The 26449-nt window shown below is 68.7% G+C and carries 24 protein-coding genes and 2 pseudogenes; 17 read left to right on the top strand and 9 right to left on the bottom strand.

Annotation, left to right across the window (positions count from 1 at the left end; translation table 11 throughout):
- Nucleotides 1-12: 12 nt before the first annotated feature.
- Nucleotides 13-765 (bottom strand): FadR/GntR family transcriptional regulator, encoded by a 753-nt coding sequence (locus ACWD04_RS26590; RefSeq protein ID WP_451136008.1) that lies wholly within the window; start codon nt 763-765, stop codon nt 13-15.
- Nucleotides 766-940: 175 nt separating this feature from the next.
- Between ACWD04_RS26590 and ACWD04_RS26595 the strand changes: the two genes are divergently transcribed.
- From ACWD04_RS26595 to ACWD04_RS26620, 6 genes and pseudogenes are all read left to right on the top strand, one after another.
- On the top strand, nt 941-1507 hold the full coding sequence (locus tag ACWD04_RS26595; RefSeq protein ID WP_451136010.1) for a MaoC family dehydratase: 567 nt from the start codon (nt 941-943) through the stop codon (nt 1505-1507).
- Complete coding sequence (locus ACWD04_RS26600; protein ID WP_451136012.1) at nt 1504-2736, top strand: CaiB/BaiF CoA transferase family protein; 1233 nt, start codon at nt 1504-1506, stop codon at nt 2734-2736. Before ACWD04_RS26595 ends, ACWD04_RS26600 begins: the two co-directional genes overlap by 4 nt.
- Nucleotides 2737-2797: 61 nt before the next feature.
- The gene (locus ACWD04_RS26605) at nt 2798-3961 is read left to right on the top strand and encodes an acyl-CoA dehydrogenase family protein (protein ID WP_451136014.1); all 1164 of its coding nucleotides are present in this window, start codon (nt 2798-2800) and stop codon (nt 3959-3961) included.
- On the top strand, nt 3958-5499 hold the full coding sequence (locus tag ACWD04_RS26610; protein ID WP_451136015.1) for an MmgE/PrpD family protein: 1542 nt from the start codon (nt 3958-3960) through the stop codon (nt 5497-5499). Before ACWD04_RS26605 ends, ACWD04_RS26610 begins: the two co-directional genes overlap by 4 nt.
- A gap of 559 nt (nt 5500-6058) precedes the next feature.
- Nucleotides 6059-7015: pseudogene (locus ACWD04_RS26615) on the top strand (IS481 family transposase).
- A gap of 533 nt (nt 7016-7548) precedes the next feature.
- Entirely contained in the window at nt 7549-7887 is a 339-nt protein-coding gene (locus ACWD04_RS26620; RefSeq protein ID WP_451136017.1) for a hypothetical protein, read from the top strand.
- 187 nt (nt 7888-8074) lie between these two features.
- Here the strand turns inward: ACWD04_RS26620 and ACWD04_RS26625 are convergent, their stop codons facing one another.
- Complete coding sequence (locus ACWD04_RS26625; RefSeq protein WP_451136019.1) at nt 8075-8680, bottom strand: TetR/AcrR family transcriptional regulator; 606 nt, start codon at nt 8678-8680, stop codon at nt 8075-8077.
- 76 nt (nt 8681-8756) lie between these two features.
- Between ACWD04_RS26625 and ACWD04_RS26630 the strand changes: the two genes are divergently transcribed.
- The gene (locus tag ACWD04_RS26630; protein ID WP_451136021.1) at nt 8757-9962 is read left to right on the top strand and encodes an alpha/beta hydrolase fold domain-containing protein; all 1206 of its coding nucleotides are present in this window, start codon (nt 8757-8759) and stop codon (nt 9960-9962) included.
- On the opposite strand, the gene ACWD04_RS26635 is transcribed toward ACWD04_RS26630, so the two are convergent.
- On the bottom strand, nt 9887-10135 hold the full coding sequence (locus ACWD04_RS26635; RefSeq protein WP_451136023.1) for an SDR family oxidoreductase: 249 nt from the start codon (nt 10133-10135) through the stop codon (nt 9887-9889). The two genes, ACWD04_RS26630 and ACWD04_RS26635, sit on opposite strands and share 76 nt — an antisense overlap.
- A gap of 38 nt (nt 10136-10173) precedes the next feature.
- Here ACWD04_RS26635 and ACWD04_RS26640 point away from each other — a divergent pair, with 38 nt between their 5' ends.
- Complete coding sequence (locus ACWD04_RS26640) at nt 10174-10494, top strand: hypothetical protein (protein WP_451136025.1); 321 nt, start codon at nt 10174-10176, stop codon at nt 10492-10494.
- 168 nt (nt 10495-10662) lie between these two features.
- Here the strand turns inward: ACWD04_RS26640 and ACWD04_RS26645 are convergent, their stop codons facing one another.
- Entirely contained in the window at nt 10663-11874 is a 1212-nt protein-coding gene (locus tag ACWD04_RS26645) for an FAD-dependent monooxygenase (RefSeq protein WP_451136027.1), read from the bottom strand.
- Between the two features lie 463 nt (nt 11875-12337).
- Between ACWD04_RS26645 and ACWD04_RS26650 the strand changes: the two genes are divergently transcribed.
- The 3 genes from ACWD04_RS26650 (at nt 12338) to ACWD04_RS26660 (ending at nt 17258) form a co-directional block, all read left to right on the top strand.
- Nucleotides 12338-13006 carry a TetR/AcrR family transcriptional regulator gene (locus ACWD04_RS26650; RefSeq protein ID WP_451136029.1) on the top strand — a complete coding sequence of 223 codons (669 nt, stop codon included), beginning with the start codon at nt 12338-12340 and terminating at the stop codon, nt 13004-13006.
- 426 nt (nt 13007-13432) lie between these two features.
- Nucleotides 13433-15154, top strand: coding sequence for a protein kinase domain-containing protein (locus ACWD04_RS26655; protein ID WP_451136031.1), 1722 nt, complete (start codon nt 13433-13435; stop codon nt 15152-15154).
- A 190-nt stretch (nt 15155-15344) separates the two neighbouring features.
- Nucleotides 15345-17258, top strand: a complete 1914-nt coding sequence (locus ACWD04_RS26660) for an FHA domain-containing protein (RefSeq protein ID WP_451136033.1) — start codon at nt 15345-15347, stop codon at nt 17256-17258.
- A 206-nt stretch (nt 17259-17464) separates the two neighbouring features.
- Here the strand turns inward: ACWD04_RS26660 and ACWD04_RS26665 are convergent.
- Nucleotides 17465-17545: pseudogene (locus tag ACWD04_RS26665) on the bottom strand (cold-shock protein); the annotation flags it as partial.
- Nucleotides 17546-17682: 137 nt separating this feature from the next.
- Here ACWD04_RS26665 and ACWD04_RS26670 point away from each other — a divergent pair.
- Both ACWD04_RS26670 and ACWD04_RS26675 read left to right on the top strand, forming a co-directional pair.
- Nucleotides 17683-18138: a MerR family transcriptional regulator gene (locus tag ACWD04_RS26670; protein ID WP_451136035.1), complete on the top strand. Its 456-nt coding sequence runs from the start codon at nt 17683-17685 to the stop codon at nt 18136-18138.
- Between the two features lie 13 nt (nt 18139-18151).
- The gene (locus ACWD04_RS26675) at nt 18152-19231 is read left to right on the top strand and encodes an NAD-dependent epimerase/dehydratase family protein (RefSeq protein WP_451136037.1); all 1080 of its coding nucleotides are present in this window, start codon (nt 18152-18154) and stop codon (nt 19229-19231) included.
- Between the two features lie 172 nt (nt 19232-19403).
- Here ACWD04_RS26675 and ACWD04_RS26680 read toward each other — a convergent pair whose 3' ends face one another.
- From ACWD04_RS26680 to ACWD04_RS26690, 3 genes are all read right to left on the bottom strand, one after another.
- A complete protein-coding gene (locus ACWD04_RS26680) occupies nt 19404-19655 on the bottom strand; it encodes a Smr/MutS family protein (RefSeq protein ID WP_451136038.1) in 252 nt (83 codons plus the stop codon).
- Between the two features lie 48 nt (nt 19656-19703).
- Nucleotides 19704-20819 carry an FAD-dependent monooxygenase gene (locus ACWD04_RS26685; RefSeq protein WP_451136040.1) on the bottom strand — a complete coding sequence of 372 codons (1116 nt, stop codon included), beginning with the start codon at nt 20817-20819 and terminating at the stop codon, nt 19704-19706.
- Nucleotides 20820-21279: 460 nt separating this feature from the next.
- Nucleotides 21280-21459: a hypothetical protein gene (locus ACWD04_RS26690; protein ID WP_451136042.1), complete on the bottom strand. Its 180-nt coding sequence runs from the start codon at nt 21457-21459 to the stop codon at nt 21280-21282.
- Nucleotides 21460-21723: 264 nt separating this feature from the next.
- Here ACWD04_RS26690 and ACWD04_RS26695 point away from each other — a divergent pair, with 264 nt between their 5' ends.
- Both ACWD04_RS26695 and ACWD04_RS26700 read left to right on the top strand, forming a co-directional pair.
- Nucleotides 21724-22764 (top strand): GlxA family transcriptional regulator, encoded by a 1041-nt coding sequence (locus ACWD04_RS26695; RefSeq protein WP_451136044.1) that lies wholly within the window; start codon nt 21724-21726, stop codon nt 22762-22764.
- Between the two features lie 149 nt (nt 22765-22913).
- Nucleotides 22914-23756, top strand: coding sequence for a class I SAM-dependent methyltransferase (locus tag ACWD04_RS26700; RefSeq protein WP_451136046.1), 843 nt, complete (start codon nt 22914-22916; stop codon nt 23754-23756).
- Between the two features lie 79 nt (nt 23757-23835).
- Here ACWD04_RS26700 and ACWD04_RS26705 read toward each other — a convergent pair whose 3' ends face one another.
- Complete coding sequence (locus ACWD04_RS26705) at nt 23836-24588, bottom strand: SDR family NAD(P)-dependent oxidoreductase (RefSeq protein ID WP_451136048.1); 753 nt, start codon at nt 24586-24588, stop codon at nt 23836-23838.
- A gap of 62 nt (nt 24589-24650) precedes the next feature.
- On the opposite strand from ACWD04_RS26705, the gene ACWD04_RS26710 reads away from it, so the two are divergent.
- Both ACWD04_RS26710 and ACWD04_RS26715 read left to right on the top strand, forming a co-directional pair.
- Nucleotides 24651-25007 (top strand): ArsR/SmtB family transcription factor, encoded by a 357-nt coding sequence (locus tag ACWD04_RS26710; protein WP_451136050.1) that lies wholly within the window; start codon nt 24651-24653, stop codon nt 25005-25007.
- 596 nt (nt 25008-25603) lie between these two features.
- The gene (locus ACWD04_RS26715) at nt 25604-25978 is read left to right on the top strand and encodes a hypothetical protein (RefSeq protein WP_451136052.1); all 375 of its coding nucleotides are present in this window, start codon (nt 25604-25606) and stop codon (nt 25976-25978) included.
- Nucleotides 25979-26449: the final 471 nt, after the last annotated feature.

Below are 26449 nucleotides of genomic sequence, written 5' to 3' on the forward strand. Positions count from 1 at the left end.
GCGCGTCTCCGGTCAGGCCTGCCCGCGCCCCGGTCCCTTGCGGACGACGTCGACCTGCGTGACGTCGATACGGGTGTAGGTCTCACGCAGTGCCGCGAGGTGTGCGCGCATCGCGCGGCTCGCCGCGTCGGCCCGGCCGGCCCGTACGTGCTCCAGGATCACCGTGTGCTCGTCCGCGACCGTGCGCCAGAACGAGGCGTCCGCGCGTTCGCGCAGGAAGCGTTCGCGCAGCACCGAGAAGACCGGCCGGGTGACCATGTCCAGCAGGGGGTTGCCCGCGGCCCGCAGCAGCAGTACGTGGAAGTTGCTGTTGGCGCTCCAGCGGGCACTCTCGGGTGCGTCGCAGCTGTCCACGACCACGATCGAGGACGCCAGTCGTTCCAGGTCGGCCTCGCTCCGGCGACGGGCGGCGAGCCCGGCCGCGGGAACCTCCAGCATGGCGCGGACCTCCAGCAGTTGCGGCACGGAGACCCGCCCGCGGCTGAGCAGTCCGAGGGAGGCGTGCAGGTACTCGGAGACGTCCTCGAAGGAGGGCTCGGCGACGAAGGTGCCGCCGTTCACCCCGCGGGTGGTGGTGAGCAGCTTCTGGGAGGACAGCACGCGCAGCGCCTCCCGCAGCGTGTTGCGGCTGACCCCCATGCGGGCGGTCAGCTCGCTCTCGGGGGGCAGTCGCTCACCGGGCAGCAGCTCACCGCCGAGGATTATGTCGCGCAGGGTGTCCGCGACGCGTTCGTAGGTGAGCTGGGGGCGTCCACTGGGCTGCATGGCACGCACGCTACCGGCCGCCCGGCGCCGCGCAGAAGCCTTCGACGGCCTCCTGGAAAGCACCGGACACCTTGACGAAGTAAATGTCCTACATTTAACGTCGCCGACACATCCTCCACCGCTACAGGCCGGAGGCACCCGCCCCTCGGGGTGGAGGTCGAGAAGGAGCAGTTGCATGAGCATCAAGCCCGGATGGCAGGGCCGGTACTACGAGGACTTCACCGTCGGGGACGTCTACCAGCATCCGCTGGGACGCACCGTGAACGAGACCGACAACACCTGGTTCACGCTGCTCACCATGAACACCAACCAGGCGCACTTCAACGCGCAGGTCGGCGCCGGATCCGAGTTCGGAAAGCCCCTGGTGGTGTCCACCCTCACCCTGGCCATCGCGGTCGGCCAGAGCGTCATCGACGTCACCCAGAACGCCTTCGCCAACCTCGGTCTGGACGACGTGAAGTTCACCCACCCCGTTTTCGCCGGGGACACGTTGTGGACGGAGTCGGTGGTGCTGGCCAAGCGCGAGTCCCGCTCCCGCCCCACGGCCGGCATCGTCACGGTGCACTCGCGGACGCTCAACCAGGACGGCGAGGAGGCGCTCAGCTTCCGGCGCTCCTTCTTCGTCCACAAGCACGGCGCGTCCGGCGCCGAGTCCCGCTTTCCGGTCGCCGGCAAGCCGCTGCCCGTGCCCGGGGGCGAGGCGCACGATGGCAGGGCCGAGCCCAAGAGGAGCGGGGAATGAAGCCGCTGGAGGACGTCCGCGTCGTCTCGCTGGAGCAGTACGGCGCCGGACCGTTCGGCTCGTTGCACCTGGCCGCGCTGGGCGCCGAGATCATCAAGATCGAGGACCCGAGCTCGGACGGCGACATCGGGCGGTACGTCCCGCCGTTCAACGAGGGCCAGGACTCGCTCTTCTTCGAGTCCTTCAACCGGAACAAGTCCTCCGTCGCACTGGACATCCGCAGCCCCGCCGGGCGCGAGGTCTTCGAGGACCTAGTGCGTTCGGCCGACGCTGTCTACTCCAACCTACGCGGCGACGTACCCGCCAAGCTGGGCATCCGCTACGCGGACCTGGCCCGGATCAACCCCGCCGTCGTCTGCTGCTCCCTCACCGGCTTCGGAATGGACGGGCCGCGCAGCGCCCAGCCCGGCTACGACTACGTCCTCCAGGCACTCGCCGGCTGGATGTCGGTCACCGGCGAGCCCGGCGGCCCGCCGCAGAAGTCCGGCCTGTCGCTGGTCGACTACAGCGGCGGCCTGGTCGCGGCCCTGGCACTGACGGCCGGCGTGCACGCGGCGCGGCGGGACGGCCGGGGCATGGACTGCGACCTGAGCCTGTACGACACCGCGATCGGCATGCTCACCTACGTCGGGACCTGGCAGATGAACGAGGGCTGGCAACCCCGGCGCACCTCGCACTCGGCGCACCCCTCGCTCGTCCCCTTCCAGGCGTTCGAGGCGAAGGACGGCTGGCTGGTCGTCGGCTGCGCCAAGGAGAAGTTCTGGCAGCGGCTCACCAACGTCCTCGGCCGTCCGGACCTGGCCGCCGACCCGCGGTTCACCACCTTCACCGAGCGCGGCGTCAACCGGGACGTACTCGTCCCGTTGCTGGAGGAGGTGCTGATGACACGGACCGTGGCCCAGTGGCTGGAGCCGATGCAGGCCGCCTCCATCCCCTGCGCCCCGATCAACGAGGTGCACGAGGCGCTCACCGATCCCCACACCCTCGCCCGCGGCATGGTGGTGCAGACCGAGCACCCGCGCTACGGGCTGATGTCGTCGGTGGCCTCACCCGTGCGGGTCGGCCCGCCCCTCGCTCCCGGCGAACACCGCAGGGCCCCGCTGCTGGGCGAGCACACCGAGTCGGTGCTGCGCGGCCTCGGCTACGACGACACGCGCATCGCAAACGCCCGCGCCCGCGGTGCGTTCGGTGGAACGTCCGCCCCCGCTTCGGCTCCCGGCCCGGCCTGAGGCACAGCGGCTCAGCCCCCCTTCCCTCCCCCTCCCTCTCACCCTTCCTCCGGAGAGCGCCGTGGATTTCAACCTGACCCAGGAACAACAGATGTACCGCCGCACCCTGCGCGACTTCGTGGAGCGGGAGATCGTCCCCGTCGCCCGGGAGTACGAGCACGCGGGCCGCTATCCGGCCGAGATCGTCGAGACGATGAAGAAGCTCGGCCTCTTCGGCCTCGTCATTCCCGAGGAGTACGGCGGCCTCGGCGTCGACACCGTCTCCTTCGCCCTCACCTTCGAGGAGATCTCGCGCGGCTGGATGGGGGTGGCCGGCATCCTCGGCAGCCACTCGGTGTCCTGCTGGATGATCAACCGGCACGGCACGGAGGAGCAGAAGCGCGCCTATCTGCCGCAGCTGGCCACGGGCGAGCGCCGCACAGCCTTCGCCCTCACCGAGCCCGGCGCGGGCACCGACCTCCAGGGCATTCGCACCACCGCCCGCCGCGACGGCGACCACTACGTCGTCAACGGCACCAAGATGTGGATCACCAACGCGCGGTACGCCAACCCACTGCCCGTCCTGGTCAAGACCGACCCCAGCGTCTCCCCCGCGCACAAGGGGATATCGGTGCTGCTGGTGGACACCGACACGCCCGGTTTCGAGGTGACCAAGGACATCGGCAAGCTCGGATACAAGGGCCCGGAGTCCTGTGAGGTCGTCCTGACCGACGTGCGGGTCCCGGTGTCCGCACTGCTGGGCGGCGTGGAGGGACGGGGCATGCAGCAGGCGCTGTCCTCACTGGAGACCGGCCGGATCAACATCGCCTCACGCTCGGTCGGAGTGGCCCAGCGAGCCTACGACGAGGCCCTGTCCTACGCCCGTGACCGACAGGCCTTCGGGCACCCGATCGGCGACTTCCAGGCCATCCAGCTCCGGCTCGCCGAGATCGCCACCCAGCTCCAGGCGGCGCGGCTGCTGACGTACTGGGCGGCCTCCCAGATGGACGCGGGCCGCCGTATGGACACCGAGTCGGGCATGGCCAAGATCTTCGCGTCGGAGACGGCGCTGCTCTGCGCCACCGACTCGATGCGCATCCATGGCGGTTACGGCTACTCCACGGAATTCGAGGTAGAACGGCTCTACCGGGACGCGCCGCTCATGGCGATCGGCGAGGGCACCAACGACGTGCTGCGCACCGTGGTGGCCAAGGCGCTGCTCGCGGGGAAGGCGGAGGTCTCATGACAGCGCGACGGCACGAGGACCCGACGGGGCAGGACATTGCGCGGCAGGACCCGACGGGGCAGGATTCCGCGCGGAAGGACCAGGCCGGGGTGGGGCTCGCGCACCGCGTGGGCCGCTTCGCGGCGGGCCTCACACTGGACTCCGTCCCCGAGGACGTCACGGAACGGGCCCGGTACCTGATCCTGGACGCGGTGGGCCTGGCCTTCGCCTCGGCCGACCGCGACTTCGCCGAAGTCGCCGCGACGGCCCTCGGCCCCGGCTCGGCGACGGGCTCCGGGGCCGAGGGGGACTCTCCGGTCCTGGGCCGTCCGGAGCGCCTCGAACCGCGCGACGCCGCCGTGCTGAACGGTGTCCTCGTCCACGGCCTCGATTTCGACGACACCCACATCGCGTCGGTCACGCACGTCTCCGCCACCGCCCTGCCCGCCGCGCTCGCCGCCGCCGTGCAGGCCGACCGGGGCGGCGACGAACTGCTCGCCGCGTACGTGCTCGGCATCGAGGTCGCCGCCCGCGTCGGTCTGGGGGGCGCGGGCCATTTTCATGACAGCGGCTTCCACCCGACGCCCGTCGCGGGCGCGTTCGGTGCCGCGACCGTGGCCGCCAAGCTCGCCGGTCTCGACGCGCACGGCATCGCCACCGCCCAGGGCATCGTGGGCTCCATGGCGGCGGGGCTGCTGGAGTTCCTGGAGGACGGGGCCTGGACAAAGCGGCTGCATCCCGGCTGGGCCGCGATGTGCGGGCTGACGGCGGCGTCCTTCGCGCGGGCGGGCTGGAGCGGTCCGCCGGCGGTGTACGAGGGCCGCTTCGGGCTCTACAACACCCACCTGCAGACCACCGAGCGTGCGGCGCGACCGGAGGCGGTGGCCGAAGGACTGGGTGAGGTCTGGGAGGTGACCCGTACGGCGGTCAAGCCATACGCCTCCTGCCACTTCACGCACCCGTTCATCGACGCGGCCCTGCACCTGCGGCGGCAGGGCGCGGACCCGGCACGGATCACCCGCGTGACCGCGGGCATCCACCCCGTCCCGGGCAAAGTGATCGCCCAACCGCTCGCTGCCAAGCGCACGCCCCGCAGCGAGTACGACGCCAAGTTCAGCCTGCCCTTCACGGTGGCCGCCGCACTCGTCCGGGACCGTTTCGGGCTGGCCGAGCTGACCACCCCGGCCCGGGAGGACGACGACATCCTCGCCCTGGCCCGCCGGGTCGAGATCACCGACGATCCCGGCAGCGCCTTCCCGGACGCCTACTCGGGTGTACTGAGCGTCGAACTGGACGACGGGCGGGTGCTCACCCACCGCGAGCAGGTAAACCGCGGCCACGACACCCGGCCGCTCACCAATGCCGACATCACGGTGAAGTTCCGCGAGAACATGGCGGCTCGTACCGATGCCGACGACGCGGTCACCACGCGCGTCGAGACCGCGGTGCTCGGGCTCGGCAGAAGCGGGGGGCCGACGATGACGGCACGCCAGTTCGCGGAGGCATGCTCCTCCGCTCCGTCGTCCGGCGGACAGGGGTCCGGACCGCATCACACCTGAGATGCACCTGCGCGCGTGTCAGGGAGGCCGCCGCGGGCTGCGGCGGATGTGCGGCAGCAGGTGCAGCGGGACCCGCGGTTGCCATGAGCCCCAGCATGAGAGTGCCGGTGGCGATCAGTCCGCCTGCGCGACTTCTTGTTCATTGCCTCGGTCTTTCCCGAATCGGATGAGTGACGTTCAGGTGAGCTGGCGTGTCTGGGCATGCGCTGCCGTCCGTGCGGTGTGTGTGGTGGCGTCCCGAGGTGCGGTGTCGGTGCCGTGCTCGGTGACGGCTGGCTGCGCAGGCTGGTGATGGGTGGGCGCGCCCTGTATCGCTGCCCACCCACCGTGTTCCACAGCGCGTTGCACCCCGCCTCTGTGCGGTGGAGGTGGCGTGCGTGGCGTCACGCGGTGTGGAGTCGTGCCGTCAGGTCCTGGTGGTGCGCCTTGTGCGCCCTAGGTGTTCTGTCCACGGAGGTTGGGTGCGGTGACAGTGATCACCGTCTGGGGATCTTGAACGAGTGAGGGCCTTCCGGGTTCGGTGTGGATTGCGACGTCTACACCAGCCCGAAAGGCCCTCATGCCCCACCGTAATGCACCCCTGACCGAGACCGGACGTCTGCGGCTGGCCCGCTGCGTGGTTGATGACGGCTGGCCCCTGCGCCGGGCGGCGGAGCGGTTCCAGGTCTCGCCGACCACAGCACAGCGGTGGGCCGGGCGATACCGCAAACTCGGCGAGGCGGGGATGAGTGACCGTTCCAGCCGCCCCCACCACAGTCCCCGGCGCACGCCGACCCGGACCGAACGCCGGATCATCAAGGTCCGCCTTGCACGGCGGTGGGGACCGGCCCGCATCGCGCACCTGCTGGGCCTGGTGCCCTCCACCGTGCACCGCGTCCTGACCCGCTTCGGCCTCGCCCGGCTCAGCCATCTCGACCGGGCCACCGGCCGCGTCATACGCCGCTACGAACGCGACCGGCCCGGCGAACTCGTCCACGTGGACATCAAGAAACTCGGCAACATCCCCGACGGTGGCGGCCACAAGGCCCTCGGCCGCCAGGCAGGCCGCAAGACCCGCTCCGGGGCCGGCTACAGCTACATCCACACCGCCGTCGACGACCACTCCCGCCTCGCCTACAGCGAGATCCACACAGACGAGAAGAAGGAGACCGCCACCGCCTTCTGGACACGCGCACACGCCTACTTCACCGGCGTCGGGATCGCCGTCGAACGGGTCCTGACCGACAACGGCGCCTGCTACAAGTCCTACCTCTGGCGAGAAGCCCTGGCGGCGGCCGGGATCACCCACAAGCGAACCCGGCCCTACCGGCCACAGACCAACGGCAAGGTCGAACGGCTCAACCGCACCCTGCTCGACGAATGGGCCTACGCAAAGCCCTACCGCTCAGAGCAGGAACGACGCGACGCGTTCCCCCACTGGCTGCACTCCTAGAATCACCACCGCGGACACACCGCGCTCGCAGGCAAACCACCCGCCAGCCGCGTCCCCAACCTCACAGGGCAATACACCTACTAGGTCCCGCGCCGCCCGCGCCTACGCCCGCCGCACCCACAGCACGGAATAACCAGGGCAAATACCACGAGAACCCGGCCAGGAACCTGCGATCCCGGCCAAGGCGGGGGGCATACGCGACCTGAAAGGACGCGACGATGTCCCTGTCCGGCCAGGACGCCGTCCAATAGCCGGAGCCGAAGCCCTCGCCGAATCCGACGCCAAGCGGCGCGAGGTCCCGCCAACGAGTGACGTCGGCACCTGATGGCGCTCCGTCCACACGACACGGCGGAGCGCCGGGGCCGGTCACCCGCTGTCGTTCGGATCCTCCCCGGCCCGTCAAGATCGGCGGCGCTCTGGCGAGTCTGACAGAGCAGCCAGTAAGCTTCCCTGCCGCCGGCACGATGGACGACGACGTGGTGCTACCGCAAGCCGAACTTCATGACCCGCCGGGTCGCGATGCCGATCGGCGAACCCGACGGCCGGGCCACCCCGCGAGTGGAGCGGATCGTGAACGCGCTCCGCGCTGCCGGGTCAATGCCAAGGCCGAGCCCCAGATGGATGCCCGACCCGAGACGCACGCCGCGTTCGAGGTGCCGCTCAGGCTGGCGGTGCAGGCGGCGGGCAGCCTCTCGGCGCCGGGCGATCCGGAGGCGGTACGCCGCATGGTCCGCCTCATGCGGCGTACCTTCTTCGCGCTGCCGACGCCCCCGGTCCCGCGCGCCTACGCCGCGGTGCAGAAGCTGCCCGAGGGGCTCCTGGCGTCCCTGTTCCGGCGTTTCCTGCGCAGTTCGACGGCCGAGAGCAGTGCGCTGAACAACACCTCGCCCTCCACGCGGGCCGAGCTTGAACGGCTGTCCGAACAGCTCGGAGCCCTCACCCCCCCGGCCCCGTAGACGCCGGGCACCTCCCCGGCGGTGCACCCACTGGGTCTTCGGCGACGACGCCAAGTCCGGCTGAGCGACAGGCTCGTTCGCTCCCGCCTCGGGCCTGCTGATGCTCGCGGTGCCGGTCCTGACAGGTGCGCTCGTGGACGCGGACCGCCCTGGGCTGACACCGCCCTTCACCTGCCGACCGAGATGACTACGACATCAGGCAGTTGCGGGCAGCTCGGGCGCGTTGATAGTGGCTGACCAGCGAGCTGTTCTCGTCAGCCGAGCCGGCCCAGTCGTCGAACGCGGCGCGGAGAGTGGCGGCGACGATTTCGACGAGAAGACGCGTTTCGAGTGTCTTCGGTACGGCGTCCGCGGCAGGGCCGCCGTCGAGTCCGGCCCTGTAGTCGTCGCTCCGCACGACCTGGGCGCGGAACTGGTCGTCGCTGAGCATGAGGGCGTGGACGCGGCGCAGGCGCGGGACGAGGTCCGGGCTCGATGTGGTGAACGAGGCCAGCGAGGCGGCGATCGAGTCCTCGGCCTCGGCGAGCGAGGCGCCCACGGCGAGGTCGGCCCGCAGCCCGTCGGCCAGGATCTGGGCCACCTGACGTGTCGAGAACAGGACGGTGTCGGCCTTGGTCGGGAAGTACCGGAATGCGGTGCGGACGGACACGTCGGCACGGGCGGCGATCTGCTCCATGGTCGTGTGGGCGAAACCCTGCGCCTCGAAGGCATTTAGGGCCGCGTCCTCGACCTCCCGCTCGGTCAGAGCGTGACGTCGCGCCCGGAGACCGCCCGGCCTCTGCTCTTCATTCACTGGCACCTCCCACTCGCACAGCGTAGCAAGGGCCGCCGACTTGGCAGTCACTGCCAAATCGGCTTACGCTGCCGTTGTGAACCCCCACTCTGACTCGGCCCCCGTTCCGCCCGCACGGCGACACACCCGCGCGATCCTGTACGCGCTCACCAGCCTGTGGGCCCTGTGCACGGCATTCACCCTGCTGTGCATGGTCCTGCCGACCATGCCGAACACAGCGCTCTTCAGCGTCTCCGTGCTGGCGTACACCTACAGCCCGTTCCTGCTCGTGCCGACGATCCTCGGCGGCGTCCTGCTGCTGCTCGCCTGGAAGCGCCGGCTGCGGGTGCTCTCGATCGTCACGGGCGTGCTCACGCTCGGCCTGCTCGCCGGGGTGGCCGTGCCCACCGCGCGCCTCGCGGACGTCGCCGCCGACAGTGGCGTCGAGCTCTCGGTCGGCCAGCTCTTCCACGGCCCCCAGGGCGGCTTGTCGAAACCGTCAGCGACGACGACGTACGCCCGAGTCGGCGGACAGGGCCTCAAGATGGACATTTGGCGCCCGAAGGACCAGGCCGAGGCATCCAACGCCGCCCTGGTCTACGTCTACGGCGGAGGTTTCTCCTCGGGGGACCGCACGAGCCGGACATCCTACTTCCAGCAACTCACCAGCCAGGGCGTCACGGTCTTCGCGATGGACTACCGCCTCTCCACCCCGACCGAACCCAGCTTCGACAAGGCCGCCGGCGACGTGAAGTGCGCCGTCGGATGGGTCCACCGGCACGCCGGCCGGTACGGCATCGACACCGACCGTGTCGCCATCAGCGGCGGTTCGGCCGGCGGCAACCTCGCCCTCCTCACCGCCTACTCGTCCGACTCCGACGCCATCACCCCGAGCTGCGCCGCCGAGGACACCTCGGTCCGAGCCGTGGTCGACTTCTACGGTCCCCCCGACCTCACCCAGCTCTACACCGGAACACCGAGCACCCCGGTGAAGGCATCCCTACGGCAATATCTCGGCGGCACCCCCGACACACAGCCCGACCGCTACCGCTCGCTGAGCCCGGTCACCTACCTCGACTCCACGTCGCCGCCGACCCTCGTCATCCAGGGCCTCCACGACACCGGCGTCCAGCCGTCAGCGAGCACCGACCTCGCCGACAAGCTCGACGACGCGCAGGTACCGAACGAGACACTGCTCCTGCCCCACACGGAGCACGGGTTCGACGGCTACTTCGGCGGCTTCGCCAACCAGATCGCACAGGCACGCGTCAGCAGCTTCCTGCAGAAGTACCTCATCGATTGACTCCGTCGGCATATCAAGCTGCCGGTGATGTAGCCGGCCCTCGGACTCGCGAGGAAGGCGACCGTGTCGGCATAGTCGGCGGGCGCTCCGTACCTGCCGACTGGGATGGAGGCGACGCTCTCGGCGGAGACGTCGGAGGCCGAGCGGCCCTCCGCCTGAAGGCAGCTCCGCAATGATCGACCAGCTCGGCAGGGAGTGACATGAATCAGTCGTGGATCTGCCCGAAGGAGTGAGCCTGATGAGTTCGACGACTGGTCACCTGATCGAGACTGTCGACGGCGTGTCGCTTGCCGAGGCTGGCGTGAAGGCTGAGGGTGCCGACGTGAAGTCGATGCCGGTATCGCACAACGGTCTGTCCAGCGAGCTGCTGGAGGAACTGGCCGCGCTCGCGGCGGAGCGGACCGCCGAGGGTAGGCTGCGGCTGATGGGCGAGGACGGAATCCTGCCCGAGCGCCCGAGCCGGCCCAGCAGGGCCTCGTGCGGGTGGACGGCCACACCGGTGATCCAGCGACGGGAAATGACGCGTTGCTGATCAAGTGTCAGCGTCGCCCCGGTGAAGCCGCTCGGTCCTCGGGAGGACAGACCACGGGCGGGAACCACCAGCGCAGTCGTCCGCGAGCGAGCGAAGCGGAAGAACTGCCCGAGCACGGCCAGCCGTCGCTTGCGGGCCCTGGGCCGGCCGGCGAGGAAGGCCCGCTGGTCAGACCGCACCAATATCGGTGGACTTCTCCTTGAACTTCTTGGCGGCCAGGGCCTTCATTGCACGCTTGCCCCCGGGCTTGCTCACCAGGGTCTGTATGACAGTGCGCAAGGCCTTGTCCCGACGGTTCTGGGGGACGAACATCGTCAGCCCCCGTGTCCGGCCGCTGCGCTGGTGTACTGCGATGAAGGGCCTCAGTCTCTGTTCCCATTCGCTCAGTGCCCGGGCGGTGTCGTCCGGATTGCGCTGCAGCAAGGAGGCGAGCAGGTCCGCCCCGGCCAGGCCGCAGGAAGCGCCCATGCCGGAGTACAGCGTCAGACACCAGGCGGAGTCGCCGAGGAGGACGACTCGGCCGGTGTGCCAGGTCGGCATCTCCACCTGGTGGACGGAGTCGAAGAGGCGGTCGTCGGCCTGTTCGAACTGCCGTAGGAGGTTCTCCAGCACCGGCCCGAGCGGTTCGGGGCCGAAGGCCCGGCGCAGCGATTCGACCGGAGGACTGCGGAACTGCGCGTCCTCGTCGTCGGTGCGGTAGTTGAACAGCACGGCGGGCTCGTGGTTACGGAACGCGAAGGTCCATACGGATCGACCGGGCTCGGCCAGGACGAGGCCGTCGTTGGGCCGGTACCCAGGCACGGGTTCCTTGAGGATCGTGGCGCCGATGATGTGGTTGAGGGGCTTCATGTACAGGTGGGCGGGACCGAAAGCGAGGCGGCGCACCGTGGAGCGCAGACCGTCGGCGCCGACGACGAGGTCGAACCGCTCGGTGGCCTCGGTGTGTCGTTCTCCCTTGGTGGTGCGCAGGGTGACGTCCACGCCGTCGAGGTGTTCGTCGATGGCGGTCGGGGTGGTTCCGTAACGGATTTCTGTCCGGAGCGCGACGGCGTCGTGGAGAGCGGCCTCGATGTCACCGCGGAGTAGCAGGCGGGGGGCGCCGGGCAGATCGCGGTACCCCATGGCGGGACGGCGACGGCCGGACCGGTCGATGTCATAGGTCACTCCATCGGGATCGGCCCGGTCGCCGATGGCGTCCAGGACGCCCATGCGGTCCGCAGCGGCACGGCCGGCCTCGAACATGCCGACGAAGTATCCTGCGGGGCGGCGCTCGGAAGCATGCTCGACGAGTACGGAGTCCCAGCCGATCTCGTCCAGGCGCATGGCCGTTGCCAGGCCTGCGATACCCATGCCGACGATCAGGGCGCGCGGCTTTTTCATATCGGTCCTTGTCTCCTCATGTATCGGGGTGGGGTTGTGGGCGGCCGGAGCCCGGCGTCCGGAGCGTGCGTGGATGCGCCTCGGCGGAACAGCAGCCGCAGATTGAAGAGACCGGTGAAGAGGGCGGCCTTGCGGCCGACGAGGCCCGTGACACGTCCGCCGACCGGTGTCAGGCTGGCGCAGGCCGGCGAACAGGTGGTGAGGATCCGGTGGGGCAGTCGTCGGTGAAGCCCAACCCGCGAAGGCCGGAGCGGTCGCGATGGCCGTACAGATGCTGGCGGCGCCCGGGTCGGCCGTCCTGCCAGTGCCCGGCCTCCACCGCTAGCGGAGCGTCTTTGCCGGTGAGCGTGCCCATGGATCTCTCCGATCCCGGAAATCAAGTGGAGATGAGTTCTCCACTTACGGCAACACTGTAACACCTAAATGGAGATGTCATCTCCATTTAAATCGGTAGAGTGAGCTCATGAGCCGCCGCATCACCGCCCCCTCGCCCTCCGGGGCCGCCCCCGCACGCCCGCTACGGGCGGACGCGGCACGCAATCGGCAGCGCCTTATCGCCGCAGCACATGACGTGTTCGCCCAGCGGGGCCTGGACGTCACACTCGATGACATCGCCCACCACGCGGGAGTTGGTGTCGGTACCGCCTACCGCCGTTTCGCCAACCGTGAGGAACTCGTCGAGGCCGTCTTCGAGAGCCAGGTACAGGACATGTTGGCGCTCGCTCAAGGCGCCCTCACATGCGAGGACCCCTGGGACGGTCTCGTGGAGTTCTTCCTGGTCAGCGCACAGCACTTCGCCGAGGACCGCGGCCTCAGGGAGCTGCTCCTGGGAGGTGCGCACAGCCGCTCCCGGGTCACCGCCACCCGGGAGCGTCTCACCCCCGCCGTCGGTGCGCTCATCTGTCGCGCACAGCAGGCCGGCCGACTACGCGACGACATCGAGCCGACCGACTTCCCGCTGATTCAGGTCATGCTCGGAGCCGTCACCCTGCACAGCCGGGATGTCGCCCCGGAACTGTGGAAGCGCTACCTCACTCTCATTCTGGACGGCCTGCGCCACGACCGGGACAGCCCGACTCCCCTGCCTCACCGGGCACTCGAGCAGGGCGAGTTCGACCAGACCATGAAGTAGGACGACCCCTCGTATGCTTTCCCCGAGCACAGCGACCCTGCCCGAACGCTTCCACGCCACGCGCAGGGTGCCGGGTGAGGCAGGGGAGTCGGGCTGTCCAGGACGAGCCGCTGAGGATGACCTGCATGAAGCGTCGACCTGGTCGGCCGTCCGATGCGCCTATCAGGTATGGCGTTACCTGCGCAGACCGCGAAACCCGCCGCCCTCACGCGCAGTACGATCATCATTGGATGTGCCCGCAGGCTGGCATCGGATCTGTCCGCCGTGGGCTCACTCGTCCGTGCCCCGGGCTGCCCGAAGCCGCCCGGTGCGGCCAGTTCTCTCGTAACCATCCGCCAACGACGGTCGTGCACAGGAATCGATGGTCCAAGGGCGACGTCCGCGCTCCGACGAGGCACTTGCGTGACGAAAGGAAGAGTTGCCCCGATGACCGATGAGGACGCCGTGTCCGAAGAGTCGGACCGGCCGCGTGTGATTGCCGGCCGCTATGTCCTGCTGTCACCCCTCGGTGCGGGCGGCATGGGCACCGTGTGGCGCGCCCACGACCAGATGTTGCGCCGCGAGGTCGCCGTCAAGGAGGTTCGGGCACCCGCCGGGCTGGCCGCGCCCGCCGTCGAGCGAATGTACACGCGGCTGGAGCGTGAGGCGTGGGCTGCGGCCCGGGTGTCGCACCGGAACGTGGTGACCGTCTATGACGTGGCCATGGAAGAGGGCCGCCCGTGGATCGTCATGGAGCTGGTGCGGGGTCAGTCGCTGGCCGACCTGCTCAGGGCTGAGGGCCCGCTCACTGCTCGGCGTGCCGCGTCCATCGGTGGTGAGGTTCTGGCCGCACTCCGCGCGGCCCACGAGGCCGGCGTGCTGCACCGCGACGTCAAGCCGGCCAACGTACTGATGGCCAATGACGGCCGCGTGGTGCTGACCGACTTCGGCATCGCTCTGGTAGAGGGCAGCACGGCTCTCACGATGACGGGCGAAGTCGTCGGATCGCCTGAGTTCCTGGCTCCGGAACGTGCGTTGGGTAAGCGGCCTGGGCTCGCGTCGGACCTGTGGTCGCTCGGTGTGCTGCTGTACGCGGCGGTCGAGGGGAGCTCGCCCTTCCGTCAGAGCACCCCTCTCAGCACCCTGCGGGCCATCGTGGACGAGGAGTTGCCGCCTCCACGCCACGCCGGCGCCCTCACCCCGGTCGTCGAACGACTGCTGCTGAAGGATCCGGACGAGCGTCTCGGAGCCGAAGAGGCGGCGCGGGAACTACGGTTGATCAGTGAAGGCGGGGCCCCTGACACGGGGCCCGTGCAGGAGGTTCCTCACTCACAGACGGTCGTGGCAGAGCCCGAGACGCAGTTCACGACCCAGCTGTCTCCGGACCAGGCCGAGACACAGCACACAACACAGGCGTCCTCGGCACAGCCTGAGACATGTCCCTCGGCCACGCACCTCTCGTCACAGCTCACTCCCGCACACTCCCCGGCACAGCCGGTCGCCACACGGCCCACGGCGCAGCCGACCGTCACTGAGCTCTCGGTACAGCCGACGCCTACGTACCCTGCGCCACCTGATACCACCGTTGCGGGGGCACCCCCATCTGCCCTCCCCCCTGACCCCATGCGGCGCAGTCGGCGCAGGACTGCCCTGGTGGCGGCGGGTCTGGTGCTGTGTGCTCTGGCGCTGGCCGGGACGGGCTATGGCCTCATGAGCAACGGGGCCTCTCCGGATGGGAAGAGCGCCTCGCAGAACGTCGAGGATGATCCCGCTCCCGGCACAGGGGACGGCGAACAGAACACCTCTGCTTCCGAAGGCGTACGGATGAATGTGACGGGAGCGCGGACGACGTACGCGGGCCAGTGCCCACCATCGAGCGGAGAAGCGCCCACCTTCACGGCGACGTTCTCGGTGGACCGGCTCCCGGCACAGTTCTCCTACCGATGGATGTCCAAGGACGGTGCGGTCACGGATGAGGAATGGAGGACGCTGTCGTTCCCCAACGGCGGAAGCCTCACCAAACGAGTCAACATCAGCCTGACCACATGGGCGGGCTCTGGAGCTTTCGAGAGCGAGATAGGGGTGGAGCTAAATGCCCCTCTGAAGGGCAAGTCCAACACGGTCCCTCTGTCGTTGACCTGCGAGGTGGGTACCTCGTCCGGCCGCTGACGGATCGGACCGCAGGACGGGATCCCGGCACGCGGGCCTGCGGCAGGGATTGTCCTCAAGGAGTGACACCGCCTCTGGACCGCCGGCGCGTAGGCCGCCGCTCCGCCGTCATACCGGTCAGCCGCATCACGCGGCCTCCTTTTCCCCTGTTGAGTGTCATTCTCTAGGAGTACGAGTGCCATCGGTCATCGTGGGGCAAACGGGTCCCTTCTCCGGTCAAAGCGTGGTTCTGAGCGCAGCTCCACTGACGTTCGGCCGCAAGAGCGACAGCGGCGTCGTGATCGTGAGTGCCAGTGCCTCACGTCTGCACGCCGAAATCTTGGAAGAGGACGCCGGCTTCGTTCTGTACGACCGCAGCCGGAACGGAACCTTCGTCAACGACCAGCGCGTCGCCCGGCATGTACTCCGTGCCGACGACTGCATCCGGATCGGTGAGGAGACTTTCCTCTTCGAGTCGCAGGACGCCATGGAGACGGTCATGGACCTCTCCCTCCTCGACATGCCCCGGGCAAAGGCCTCCGCGGACCCCGGCCTGCTCCGTGTCACGATCACCGGCGGAGGCCCGGTCGGCCTCGCATTCGCGCTGACGCTGGAGAACATGCTGCGCGGGCGAGTCGCTATCAAGATCTACGAAGGCCGGTGGATCACGAGCGGCTCCTCCGTGGTCTGGAAGGACGAGACCCACGGAAACACCCGCCGCCAGCAGGTCGTGACCATCCAGAGCCGGCAGTACCTCGCCCTCTCCGACGAGATACAGTCGGCGCTGTTCGACTCGGGTGACTACGCGGAGATGTGGCCCGTCGGACCGGACTCCGTGGAAGGCCGTCCTCCCCGCAACATCCGTATCGCATACATCGAGGACCGCCTGCTCGAACTGGCCAACAAGAGCACCGCGATCCGGCTGGTTCCGAAACGGTTCGACCCGTCGGAGCACCAGGGCCGGCTCTCGCAGGAACACGTCCTGGTGGTCTGCGAAGGCGGACGGTCCCACACACGGGAGTACTACAGCGACCGCTTCGGTGCGGCCGACGCCTCGATCTACTCCCTCGATGGTGACCATCTGCAGGACGTGGTCCTGGGGCTGCGGGTGAAGTCACCGCTCTCCGACCCGATGAGCGTCCTGCTGACCGTGTCTCAGAACAGGTTCCTTCTCAATTCGCTGCGCGGCGAGGGCTTCCTGAACATGCGCCTCACCCGCGAGGAGGCCAGGAACGTCGTCGGTATCGACCCGGTCCGCCAGGTCTTCGAGGAGTGCATCGCCGCTCGCCCCTGCGTCATGAGCCGTGAAGAGGACAACGAGTTCCGCTGCCCCTCGCACGGAACCCTCTTCCTGCCTGCTCTGCTGCGCAGTTCGCCCCTGTGGAAGCGTATCCGGGAGGGCCTGAAACTGTTCGGCATGGCCGAGGACGATCTCACCGCGGTCACGTCGTTCCGGTTGGACATGGTGCAGCGTCCGCGTTTCACGGCGCAGCTGAGCCGCCCGACCTCGACAAGCCCCGGCACCTACGGCTTCCTGCTGGGCGACGCGGCCAACGCCATCCACTTCTGGCCGGGCCGCGGCCTCAACAGCGGTCTTGCCTCCGCTACTTCGCTGGCCCGCTCCCTCAGCCGCGCCTGGAAGGGAAAACCGCTGCGCGACGCCGACTTCATCCGGCACGAGGCGGCGATGTCCATGCTTCAGTACCGGCACAAGAGCCGGGCCTGGAATGCCATGGTCACCACCGATGAGCGGGGTGCCACCCGCGCGATCAGGGACATCATCGCCGACAGTATGGAAACGGCGTCCGGCAGCGGCTCCCAGCAGGCCGACCTCAACGCCCTGTTGGAGAGGATGAGCTCTATACGCGAGCGGCTCGCGCCCCGCCTCCCCGGTATGCCCACCGACGAGGAACTGCGCGGCCACCTCTCGACGCTGGATCCCGCCACGCTGCGCACGCTCCACGAGAGTGGCGCGTGGGACACGCTGATCGTGGGCGGCGAGGAGGCCGACATCGATCTCTTCTACCAATCGGACTCCCCCGTCTACGTCCCTCGCCCTGCCGACCCGCGAAGCGTCCTGTCTGGTCCGGCCCCGCAGGAACCCGCGTCCGTGAACCCCGCCTGAGATTGGGTGCGCCCGTCTTTGTCGGGTTCGGGCGCACCCATGGCATTGCCGTGACCGGAGCTGGTCGGGCCGCATCGTGCAGACCCGGCTGTCCTTCCGGGCCCACCCACGTGTGGCACGACGATGTACAGGTTCCCGGCCCCTGCGCCGCGGGAGACCTGTGATGCCCGGTCGCTGGCTCGAGTTGATGTTGGAGTAGTACACAAGACGTCCGGGCCGCCGCCGTCCTGCTGGATGAACCCGAAGCCCTTTTCGGCGTCGAACCACTTGACGGTTCCGCCGGCCATGCCGGCGCCTCCTGCAGATCCGGATCCGCACCGCGCGGCCCCAGCAGCATGCTGTGGTCCGCACTGCCCAGCAAAACGCCCGCATTGGAGCGCGACAAGGTTGACTTCAAGCGCTTCAAGTACCGGAGACTTCGTACATGGCATCAGCGACCGGAGAGCATGCAGTGATTCTGACCGTTCGGGAGATGGCGCGACGATCAGGTTTCAGTGAGCCCACTCTGCGCTACTACGAGAAGATCGGCTTGCTGGGAACGGTCGCCCGGGACGCGTCCAGTGGTCATCGCCGGTACGAGCCGACGACCGTGGCACGCGTCGAGGCGCTGGCCTGCTTGCGTTCGGCGGGGATGAGCGTCAGCGGTATGCGCCGGTACCTGGACTTGCTCTCCCGGGGGAACTCCGCGGCGGCCGAACAGCGAGATCTCTTTGCCTCGCAGACGGAAAAGCTGGCCGCCGACATCGAGCAGCTTCAACTGCGCCTGACATATCTGCGAGGCAAAACAGACATGTGGGACGCCCGTGTCCGTGGGGACACAGGCGCCGAAAACCTCGCTGTGGAAGCACTCACGCGCGCACTGGAACAGTTCACGTACTGAAGGACTGAACAAGATGAGCATCGAAACCCTCACCGTCACCACCCCTGGAAGTGAAACCGTACTGGTCACAGGCGGTACCGGCCTCGTCGGAGGCCACATGGTCTCCCGGCTGCTGCGCGAGGGCTACCGGACCCGTGTGACGGTCCGGGAAGCCGCGCAGGAGGCAGAGCTGCTGGCCGCGCTCCGTCAGGACGGGGTGCATCCTGCGGACCGGTTGGAGTTCGCCGTCGCCAACCTCGGTGCGGACGCCGGATGGGCGGAGGCCGTGGACGGTGTCAGTCACCTGCTGCACATCGCGTCGCCGTTCCCGGCCACACCTCCCGAGACGGAGGAGGAAGTCGTCCTCCCTGCCCGTGACGGTACGCTTCGGGTCATCTCTGCGGCCCGGAAGGCCGGAGTCCCGCGGGTCGTGATGACCTCGTCCTACGCCGCGATCGGCTACACCGTGAAGGCCGACGGCCGGTACTCGGAGACCGACTGGACCGACCCGGACACCGAGGGCCTGCCCGCGTACCACAAGTCGAAGGTCCTCGCCGAGCGTGCTGCCTGGGGCTACGTCCGCGCCCATGGAGGTATCGAGCTGACGGTCGTCAACCCCACCGGTATCTTCGGCCCTCCGCTGAGCAACCGGTCCTCAGGCTCGATCGGACTGGTCAGCGGCATGCTCACCGGACAGATGCCCGTTGTACCGATCATGCACTTCGGTGTCGTCGACGTGCGGGACGTCGTGGACCTGCATCTGCGAGCCATGCTGCACCCCGAGGCAGCGGGCGAGCGGTTCATCGCCGTCAGCGGACCATCGATCAGCCTGTTCGACGTGGCGGAGATTCTGCGCGAGCACTTCCCGGCCGCAGCCGGCCTCCTACCCTCTGCCGAACTGACCGTCGCACAGGTGCAGGAGGCCGCCGTGACCGAGCCGGCGCTGCGAGAAGCCGCATTGCTGCGGGGACGCATCCCCGTCATCAGCAACGAGAAGGCCCGCTCGGTGCTGGGCTGGGCGCCCCGGGACGTCACTGAGACGATCGTGGCGACCGCAGACGGGCAGATTCGGCTGGGTCTGTCCCTGCCCAGGAACGACAGCCTCCGGCCGTGACCCGGTTGACGGTGTCGACCCTGCGCGGGCCCAGTGACCTTCTGGAAGGGAGCGTGCTGACCGCCTGAGCCTGAGCCGCCTCGGGAACGAGTGGCGCCGGGCCGCAGTTGTGTCGCGGCACGCAGGTTGCGGAGCCGGCACATTGCTGAGCGCTGCAGTGTCGGGTCCAGGCTCACCTGAAGTGGATCAGAACGCGACCGGTGTTGTCCCGGTCCGTCTCCACCCGGGAGTAGAGCTTCTTGATGTGCCTCTGTCCCAGAAATGCGAGAACGCGCTTCTTCAACTGCCCTGTTCCCTTACCGGGGATGATCTCGACGACCGGTTCTTTCGCGGCTGCGGCCCGGAAGACGAATTCCCTCAGGGCGATTTCGATATCCCGGTTGTTCTGGAAAATCGGGTGCAGATCCAGGCTGAGCAGTGCCATCGCCTCCGGCTGTCATGAGTCGCCTGTGCCGCGAACACCCGCCGCATCCTACGGCAGGGGGTGCAGCGGGGCGTGATGGGCTCTGAACAGGCTCTCGCCTGCGAGACGGACGGTGAGGTCACGCACGAATGCGGGTAGGTTCCGGGTCCTGTCCCGGCGGTGGTTCTTGTCCAGCACCCACCGGACACGGGCGGCACGTCTGGCCTGGAAGGCTGTCAGGGCGCGTTGCACACCGTCCCTGCCCTCGTTGCCCAGGAGTTCCGCGAGGACCAGGGCGTCCTCCAGTGCCATGGCACCTCCCTGCGCCATGCTCGGGGAGCAGGCGTGCGCGGCATCGCCGATCAGGGCCGCGTGCGGTCGGGCCCAGTCCGTGCCGACGCTCTCGCGGAGTGCCGAGAAATGGGCCTCGGCGCCGTGTTCCAGCAGCTGCGGGACCGGGCCGGCGAAGTCGGCGAAGAGGTTGCGCCAGTCGCCGTCCGGGGCCTCGGGCCGCCTGCTGTTCACATCGGCGTAGCAGTAGACACCACCTCGGCCCAGTCCCACGGTAAGGAAGGTGCGGCCGTCTCTGCCCAGGCGCGCGGTCCAGTCCCTGACGCCCGGAGCGGCGTGGCCCTCGACGAGGAACCGCCAGCACACTTGCCCCAGAAAGCGTGGTGCGGGGCCGCCGAAGGCACTGCGGCGCACGGTCGAACGGATGCCGTCGGCGCCGACGGTCACATCGTATCGTTCGGTGGATCCGTCGGAGAAGGTCACGGATCCGTCCCCGTCGGCACTGTGCACCTCGCGGCTGAAGCTGATTCGCGCGGCCGGCTGTGTCTCGCGGAGCACACTGTGCAGGTCATTGCGGCGGATGGCGAGACAGTCGCCCACGCCACCCCAGACGCTGCGCACGTCGAAGTCGGCCAGCGTGCGTCCCCGGTGGGTCTGCATCCGCTGTCGCACGACCCGTTCGGCACGCCTCTCGACGTCGTCACCGACCCCGAGCCGGTGCAGTGCCCGCACGGCGTTCGCAGGGAGGTACAGCGCTCCCCCGCCGACGCCGGAGGCCTGTTGTTCGGAGCGGCATTCGGCGGCTTCCGCCTCGATACCCCGGTTCGCCAGGGCACGGAGCAGCGCCAGCCCGGAGATGCCGGCGCCGACGATGAGGACACGGGGCTTGCGCATGGGAGTTCCTCGACAGTGCTGAGGTCGATCGGGGGTCTGGCGGGCTGCCCGTACAGGCATGTTGCCGGCCCGGAAGTTCTGGATCGCCCGAACCGTCGCGGCGCCACAGATGGAGGCACCGCCTGGCATCGGCGACGGCTTCGTCGATGCCCGCGTGCTGAGTCTGCATCGTGTGAACGATCTCGGCCGTCAGCAGCATGAACGTGCCGTGGCCGGCGGCCAGTTGCCTGCGTTCCTCGTCGTTCTCCGCAGTGGCGACAGATCGGGCGTCAGACCGGACTCCCTACGCGTCATCAGGCGCACAGACGGTCTTACCCGTGTTCAGCGCGCACCGGTAGCCGTCGAAGTCGTCACGTGTCCTCCTGGGGAACCGGCAAGGGCCGCATCGACGCCATTCAGTTCCGGGCTCTCGGGGTGTGCCCGATGCCGTGGGCACGAACCGGCATGGCTCCGGGGCGTCTCACCGGTTCGTGGAGCGGATGAGCGCTCGGAGCGACTGGTGCACAACCTCCGTGTACGTGCCGACTTCCCGAAGCTCCTCGAGCAGAACCTGGACCCGGGCCTCCAGGACGGTGGCCTCCGCGGTCAGGGAAGCAATGATCGCTGCCACGTCGGGGGGAGCGGCTGTATCTCGCGACATGAGTACGTATTTCCTTCTTCTGAGGCGTTACGAGCCGGAACCCGTGGGGGCGGGTTGCATCTCCGTCGCGATGCCGGGCTCTGTGGAGCGGTGGAGCTCCGCGTCGAGACGGTCCCCTTTCCCACCCGGGTCACGAGCCCTGACGCGCAGCCCCCGGTCCCGGCCGCCACGGCTGGGCAACCCTTCGATGTCTCCGTCCGAGTCTGTGGCAGCCGCCCCCCTCCTTCAAGCACATGTGTAGCCACAGGTTGTTAAGATCTGGCCATGGCTGTCGTCGTCGCGGTACTGGGTCTTGACCAAGCCATCGGATTCGAGTTGATGATCCCCGGCCAGGTCTTCGGTATGGCGAACACCGCCGGCGAGGACAGCGGGGCGGGCCGCGGCGGATCGGGCCTCCGCCCGGAGTCGGCCGTCGACCCCCGCTACGACGTACGGATCTGCGCGCAGGACCGGTCCGTCAGAACGGTGGACGGGTGGGGTGCGACCGAGATACACACGCCCTACGGCCTCGACGGGTTGGCGGGGGCAGACATCGTCATCGTTCCGGGTACCTCGCGTTTCCTCGAGCCACCGGATGAAGTGGTGCTGGAGGCGCTCCGGGCCGCCGCCGCGGATGGCAGCCGCATCGCCTCGGTCTGTGTCGGCGCGTTCACCCTGGCTGCCGCGGGGCTGCTCGACGGACTCCGGGCAACGACGCACTGGCAGTGGGCCGGAGAATTCGCGCGCATGTTCCCGGCCGTCGAAGTGGATCCGTCCGTGCTGTTCATCGACACGGGACAGATCCTCACGTCCGCGGGCGTCGCCTCCGGCCTCGACGTATGCCTGCATCTGATCCGCTCCGACCTGGGGGCCGAACGGGCGGCGCGCACGGCGAGGCAGGTCGTCGTTCCCGCGTGGAGGGGCGGCGGGCAGGCCCAGTTCATCGAACATCCCGATCCCCGCGCGGGCAACCGCTCTCTGCAGCCGACCATCGACTGGATGCAGCAGAACGTGTCGGCCCCGCTCGCTCTCAAGGCGATCGCAGGCCATGCGGCCATGAGCGTGCGCAGCCTGAACCGGCAGTTCAGGCAGCAAGTGGGGACCACACCGCAGCGACTGCTGCTCCAGATGCGTGCCGACCGGGCACGACAGCTGCTGGAGACCACGGACCTGCCCGTCGACCGCATCGCATCGGAGGCCGGATTCGGTTCTCACTCGTCGCTGCGCCATCACTTCGTCCGGTTGGTCGGTACTCCCCCGCAGGCATATCGGTCGGCCTTCCGTCTGGGTCCGGCGGACGAGGGGACCGGTCGGAGCGCCGACTGATCCGGGTACGGGGGCGGGGCGCCGCACTCCGACCGATTCCGTACCCCGCAAACACAGTGTCATTCGCTTCACACTGTATAAGTGAAGGGGAGCCGCAACCGCTCTCGTTTGAGAACATCTGTCCCCTTCAGACGTGGTGAGGCCTTCTCATGCCCGTATCGGACCCGCCCCCGGGGTACAACCCGCCCACATCGAGCCCCGGCGGCCCGCCCTCCCCCGGCTACTCGCTGATGGCATCGCTGGGCAAACGTGTGTTGCGGCCCGGTGGAGCCGGACTGACGAGGGAGATGCTCGATGCCCTGGGCTGCCTGAGGGGACTCGATGTCGTCGAACTGGCACCCGGCGCGGGGCGGACCGCCCATCTGATCCTGGCCGGGCAACCGCGGTCGTACGTTGGCATCGAGCGCGATCCGCAGGCTGTCGCTGCCGTTGACCTCCCCTCGGAGGCGGCTGCACGGGTCTTCCAGGGAGAGGCCGCACGGACCGGCCTGCCGGAAGGCGCCGCTGACATCGTCGTCGGGGAGGCACTGCTGTCCATGCAGGGCGACAAGGCCAAGGACGCGATCCTGGCCGAGGTCGCCCGCGTCCTTCGGCCTGAGGGCAGGTTCGCCCTTCACGAACTCGCCCTCGTCGAGGACGACATCGACGAGGAGGCCAGGACGGACCTGCGCCGGGCCCTTGCCCAGCCCCTCGGCGTCAATGTCCGGCCGCAGACCCTCATGGAGTGGACGGCTCTGCTCGCCGCCCACGGCATGGTCGCCGAGACTGTCAGGACCGCCCCCATGGCGCTGCTGGAGCCTGGCCGGATCATTGCCGACGAGGGGCTGGTGGGCGCTTCGCGACTGGCGCGGAACGTGCTCACTCGTCCTGCCGACCGGCGCCGGATCGTAGCTGTACGGCGCGCGGTCCGGACCCATCGCCGGTCACTCACAGCTGTGGCGATCATCGCGCGGAAGTCCACAGGGAGCGACTCGCTCCCCGAAGTGCCCTGAGGCTGCTCGGATCACCGGAGCCGTACGTCTCCGCTTCCGCCGACGCTGTCGGCGCGGGCTCCGCCCTGACCGGACATCCTCAGGTCAGCTCCAGCCCGCCGTCGACAGTCAGGACCTGGCCGGTGAGCCAGGCCGTCCGCCCGTCGGCGAGCCGCAGCATCCACTCCGCCACCTCCTCGGGCCGCCCGCGGCGCCCCAGCGGGATGCGGGCCGCCTCGGCGTCCTTGACCCGGTCGATCTCGCGGTCGGACAGGCCCGCCCCGGCCAGTGCCCCGCTCTCGGTGGGGCCCGGTGCGATCGCGTTGACCCGGATGCCGTCGTCGGCCAGTTCGAGCGCCCAGCTCCGGGTCAGTTGCTCGATCGCCGCCTTGGAGGCCCCGTAGTGGGATGCGTGGGCGATGGGCCGGTGGCCGAAGGTGCTGCTGACGTTCACTATCGATCCGCGCGACTCCCTCAGCCAGGGCAGTGCGGCACCGGCCAGGAGGCTGGGGGCTGTGACATTGGTCGCCATGAGACGGTTGATCCCCTCGGCCGTCACCTCGTCGAGCGGCATCATGGCAAGCACACCGGCGTTGTTGACCAGTACATCCACCCGGCCCCACCGGTCCACCGCACGCCGGACGACGCTTGAGGGACCCTCATCGGCACAGATGTCGGCACTGAAGGCCTCGATGCCGGAATGCCGGCCGGCGGTCTCCCGAAGGGCATCCGCCCGTCTGCCGACCGCCAGCACGTGCGCTCCGGCGGCGGCGAACGCGACTGCGGTGGCTGCTCCGATCCCCGAGCCGGCACCGGTCACGATGACCACCTGGTCGGTGAATGCGTCAGACATTGCTGCACTGCCTTTCTCAATGTTTCATGTTCGACGAACAACGAACAATGTACTCTGTCGGCATGCGGGACGATCACGACAACCACCCTTCCGGCCACCCTGAACTCTCCTTGCCGCGTGTGCTGGCCGCACTCAGCGACCCGACCCGGCTGGGCATTCTCCGGATACTGGCCGACGGCGCCGAGCGCGGATGGGGGCAGTTCCATGCGCCCGTCGCCAAGTCGACACTGAGCCACCACCTCAAAGTGCTGCGTGAGGCGGGCATCACGCGGACCCGCCAGGAAGGCACCCGGTGCTTCGTCACGCTGCGCGGTGAGAGCCTCGACAGCCGCTTCCCGGGCCTGCTCGACAGCTTGCTCACGGCCGCCACGGCCGAGGACGTCGGAGGACATGTGAAGGAGATCGGCAACTCCGACTGAATCCGCGCGTCCTGGCGGCCGGGGCCGGTAACAGCCCTGCAGGCGTCCTGCCGACGGTGCAGCCGTCCCGGGCACCGCATCACCGCGCCGTCGGCACATGCGCTCCGCGTCGGCCGCGTCGAGCCGCGAGTCATTGGCTACCGCGGAGGCCGGGCTCAAGCCGGCCGCGTCGCGGTAAGCAGTTCTGCACGACGATCTGCGCATGGCCTGGATCCGAGGGCCCGACATGGGGTCGATATCTGGCCGACGGAGCCGACGGAGCCGACGGCATAAGTGTGTTCCGATGCGCGTGTACCAATATTGTCAGTCGCGTCGACAGGCCTACGCCCGCGTGCGAGGTGCCGTGGTCCCGAGGAGGCCTTGCTCACAGCTCCCGGCGGTGTGGCGTCGAAGGCGACGACCTGCCGGCTTCTGCGGTCGGGGACGGTCGAGGACGGTCGAGGACCGACTGAATCACACGGTGCAAAACTGTTGCCACTCATACTTGAAGGTGCAACTATCGTGGTGGGTTCGGTTCCATCGGAGCCTGGCCGGATCTCCGAGTGACACCCCCGCGCGCCCGGAGATCCAAATCGGAGCAGCAAAAAGGAGTGTTCATGTCGATTCGCACCATGCCCTGGGTCGGCTGTACGGCAGCCTTCGGCGCCACTCTGGCCCTGATGATCTCTGCGGCCCCGGCCCAGGCAGCTCCTGCCGGGTTCCCCACGGCCACCTTCTACACCGGTGCCGACCAGGCCGGCACAGCTCAGGAAGCCGATCTCGACGCTGTCGGCACGTGCCAAACGCTGGCTCAGCCTGCCCTTTCCTACACGATCGTGTCGGACCGCGATGTCGATGTCTTCTTCAACACCGACTGCAGGACCGGAGCGCCCGACACCCCCGGTGACCTCTACTACCGGACGGGGACCTTCAACCAGGGCAACTTCCCCTATCCTGCCGTAAGTTATCGAGTCCGGTCCGTAGAGAGCTGACGCCTTCGGCCTCACTCTCCGACCGATTGGGCCGTCTCTTCCCACCCGCTGTCCGGCGCCGCCCGGACGGCGGGTGGTCCTTTTGTGGGTGTCCGGCGGGGACCGGCCCATTCTTCATCCGCAGGCAGGACCGTACCGGTCGCCTACCGCCTGGCCCGGACGGTTGCGTTGCGCCCTCCGGCAGTCCTGCCCTACCGGAGTCAGGTGGAGAAGGAAGCCCGATCTGTTACCGGTACGAGGGACAGTTGGAGCAATGCGGGGTCGGCGGACTCTCGCCAGGTCCTTTCGGCAGCCGGAAAGAGGCGGCTCGGAGGGCTTCGGTGCGATGTCGAGCCCCGAGGAACCGTGATGTACCACCCTCGCCGCGCTGCTACCACACCTTTTCTACTGGAAACATTGACACATGACTTCCCGTCATGGATTCTTCTTGAGGTCCCTTGCCGTCATCGCCCTGCCACACAACAGTTGCTG

This window comes from Streptomyces sp. NPDC002911, assembly GCF_053591835.1.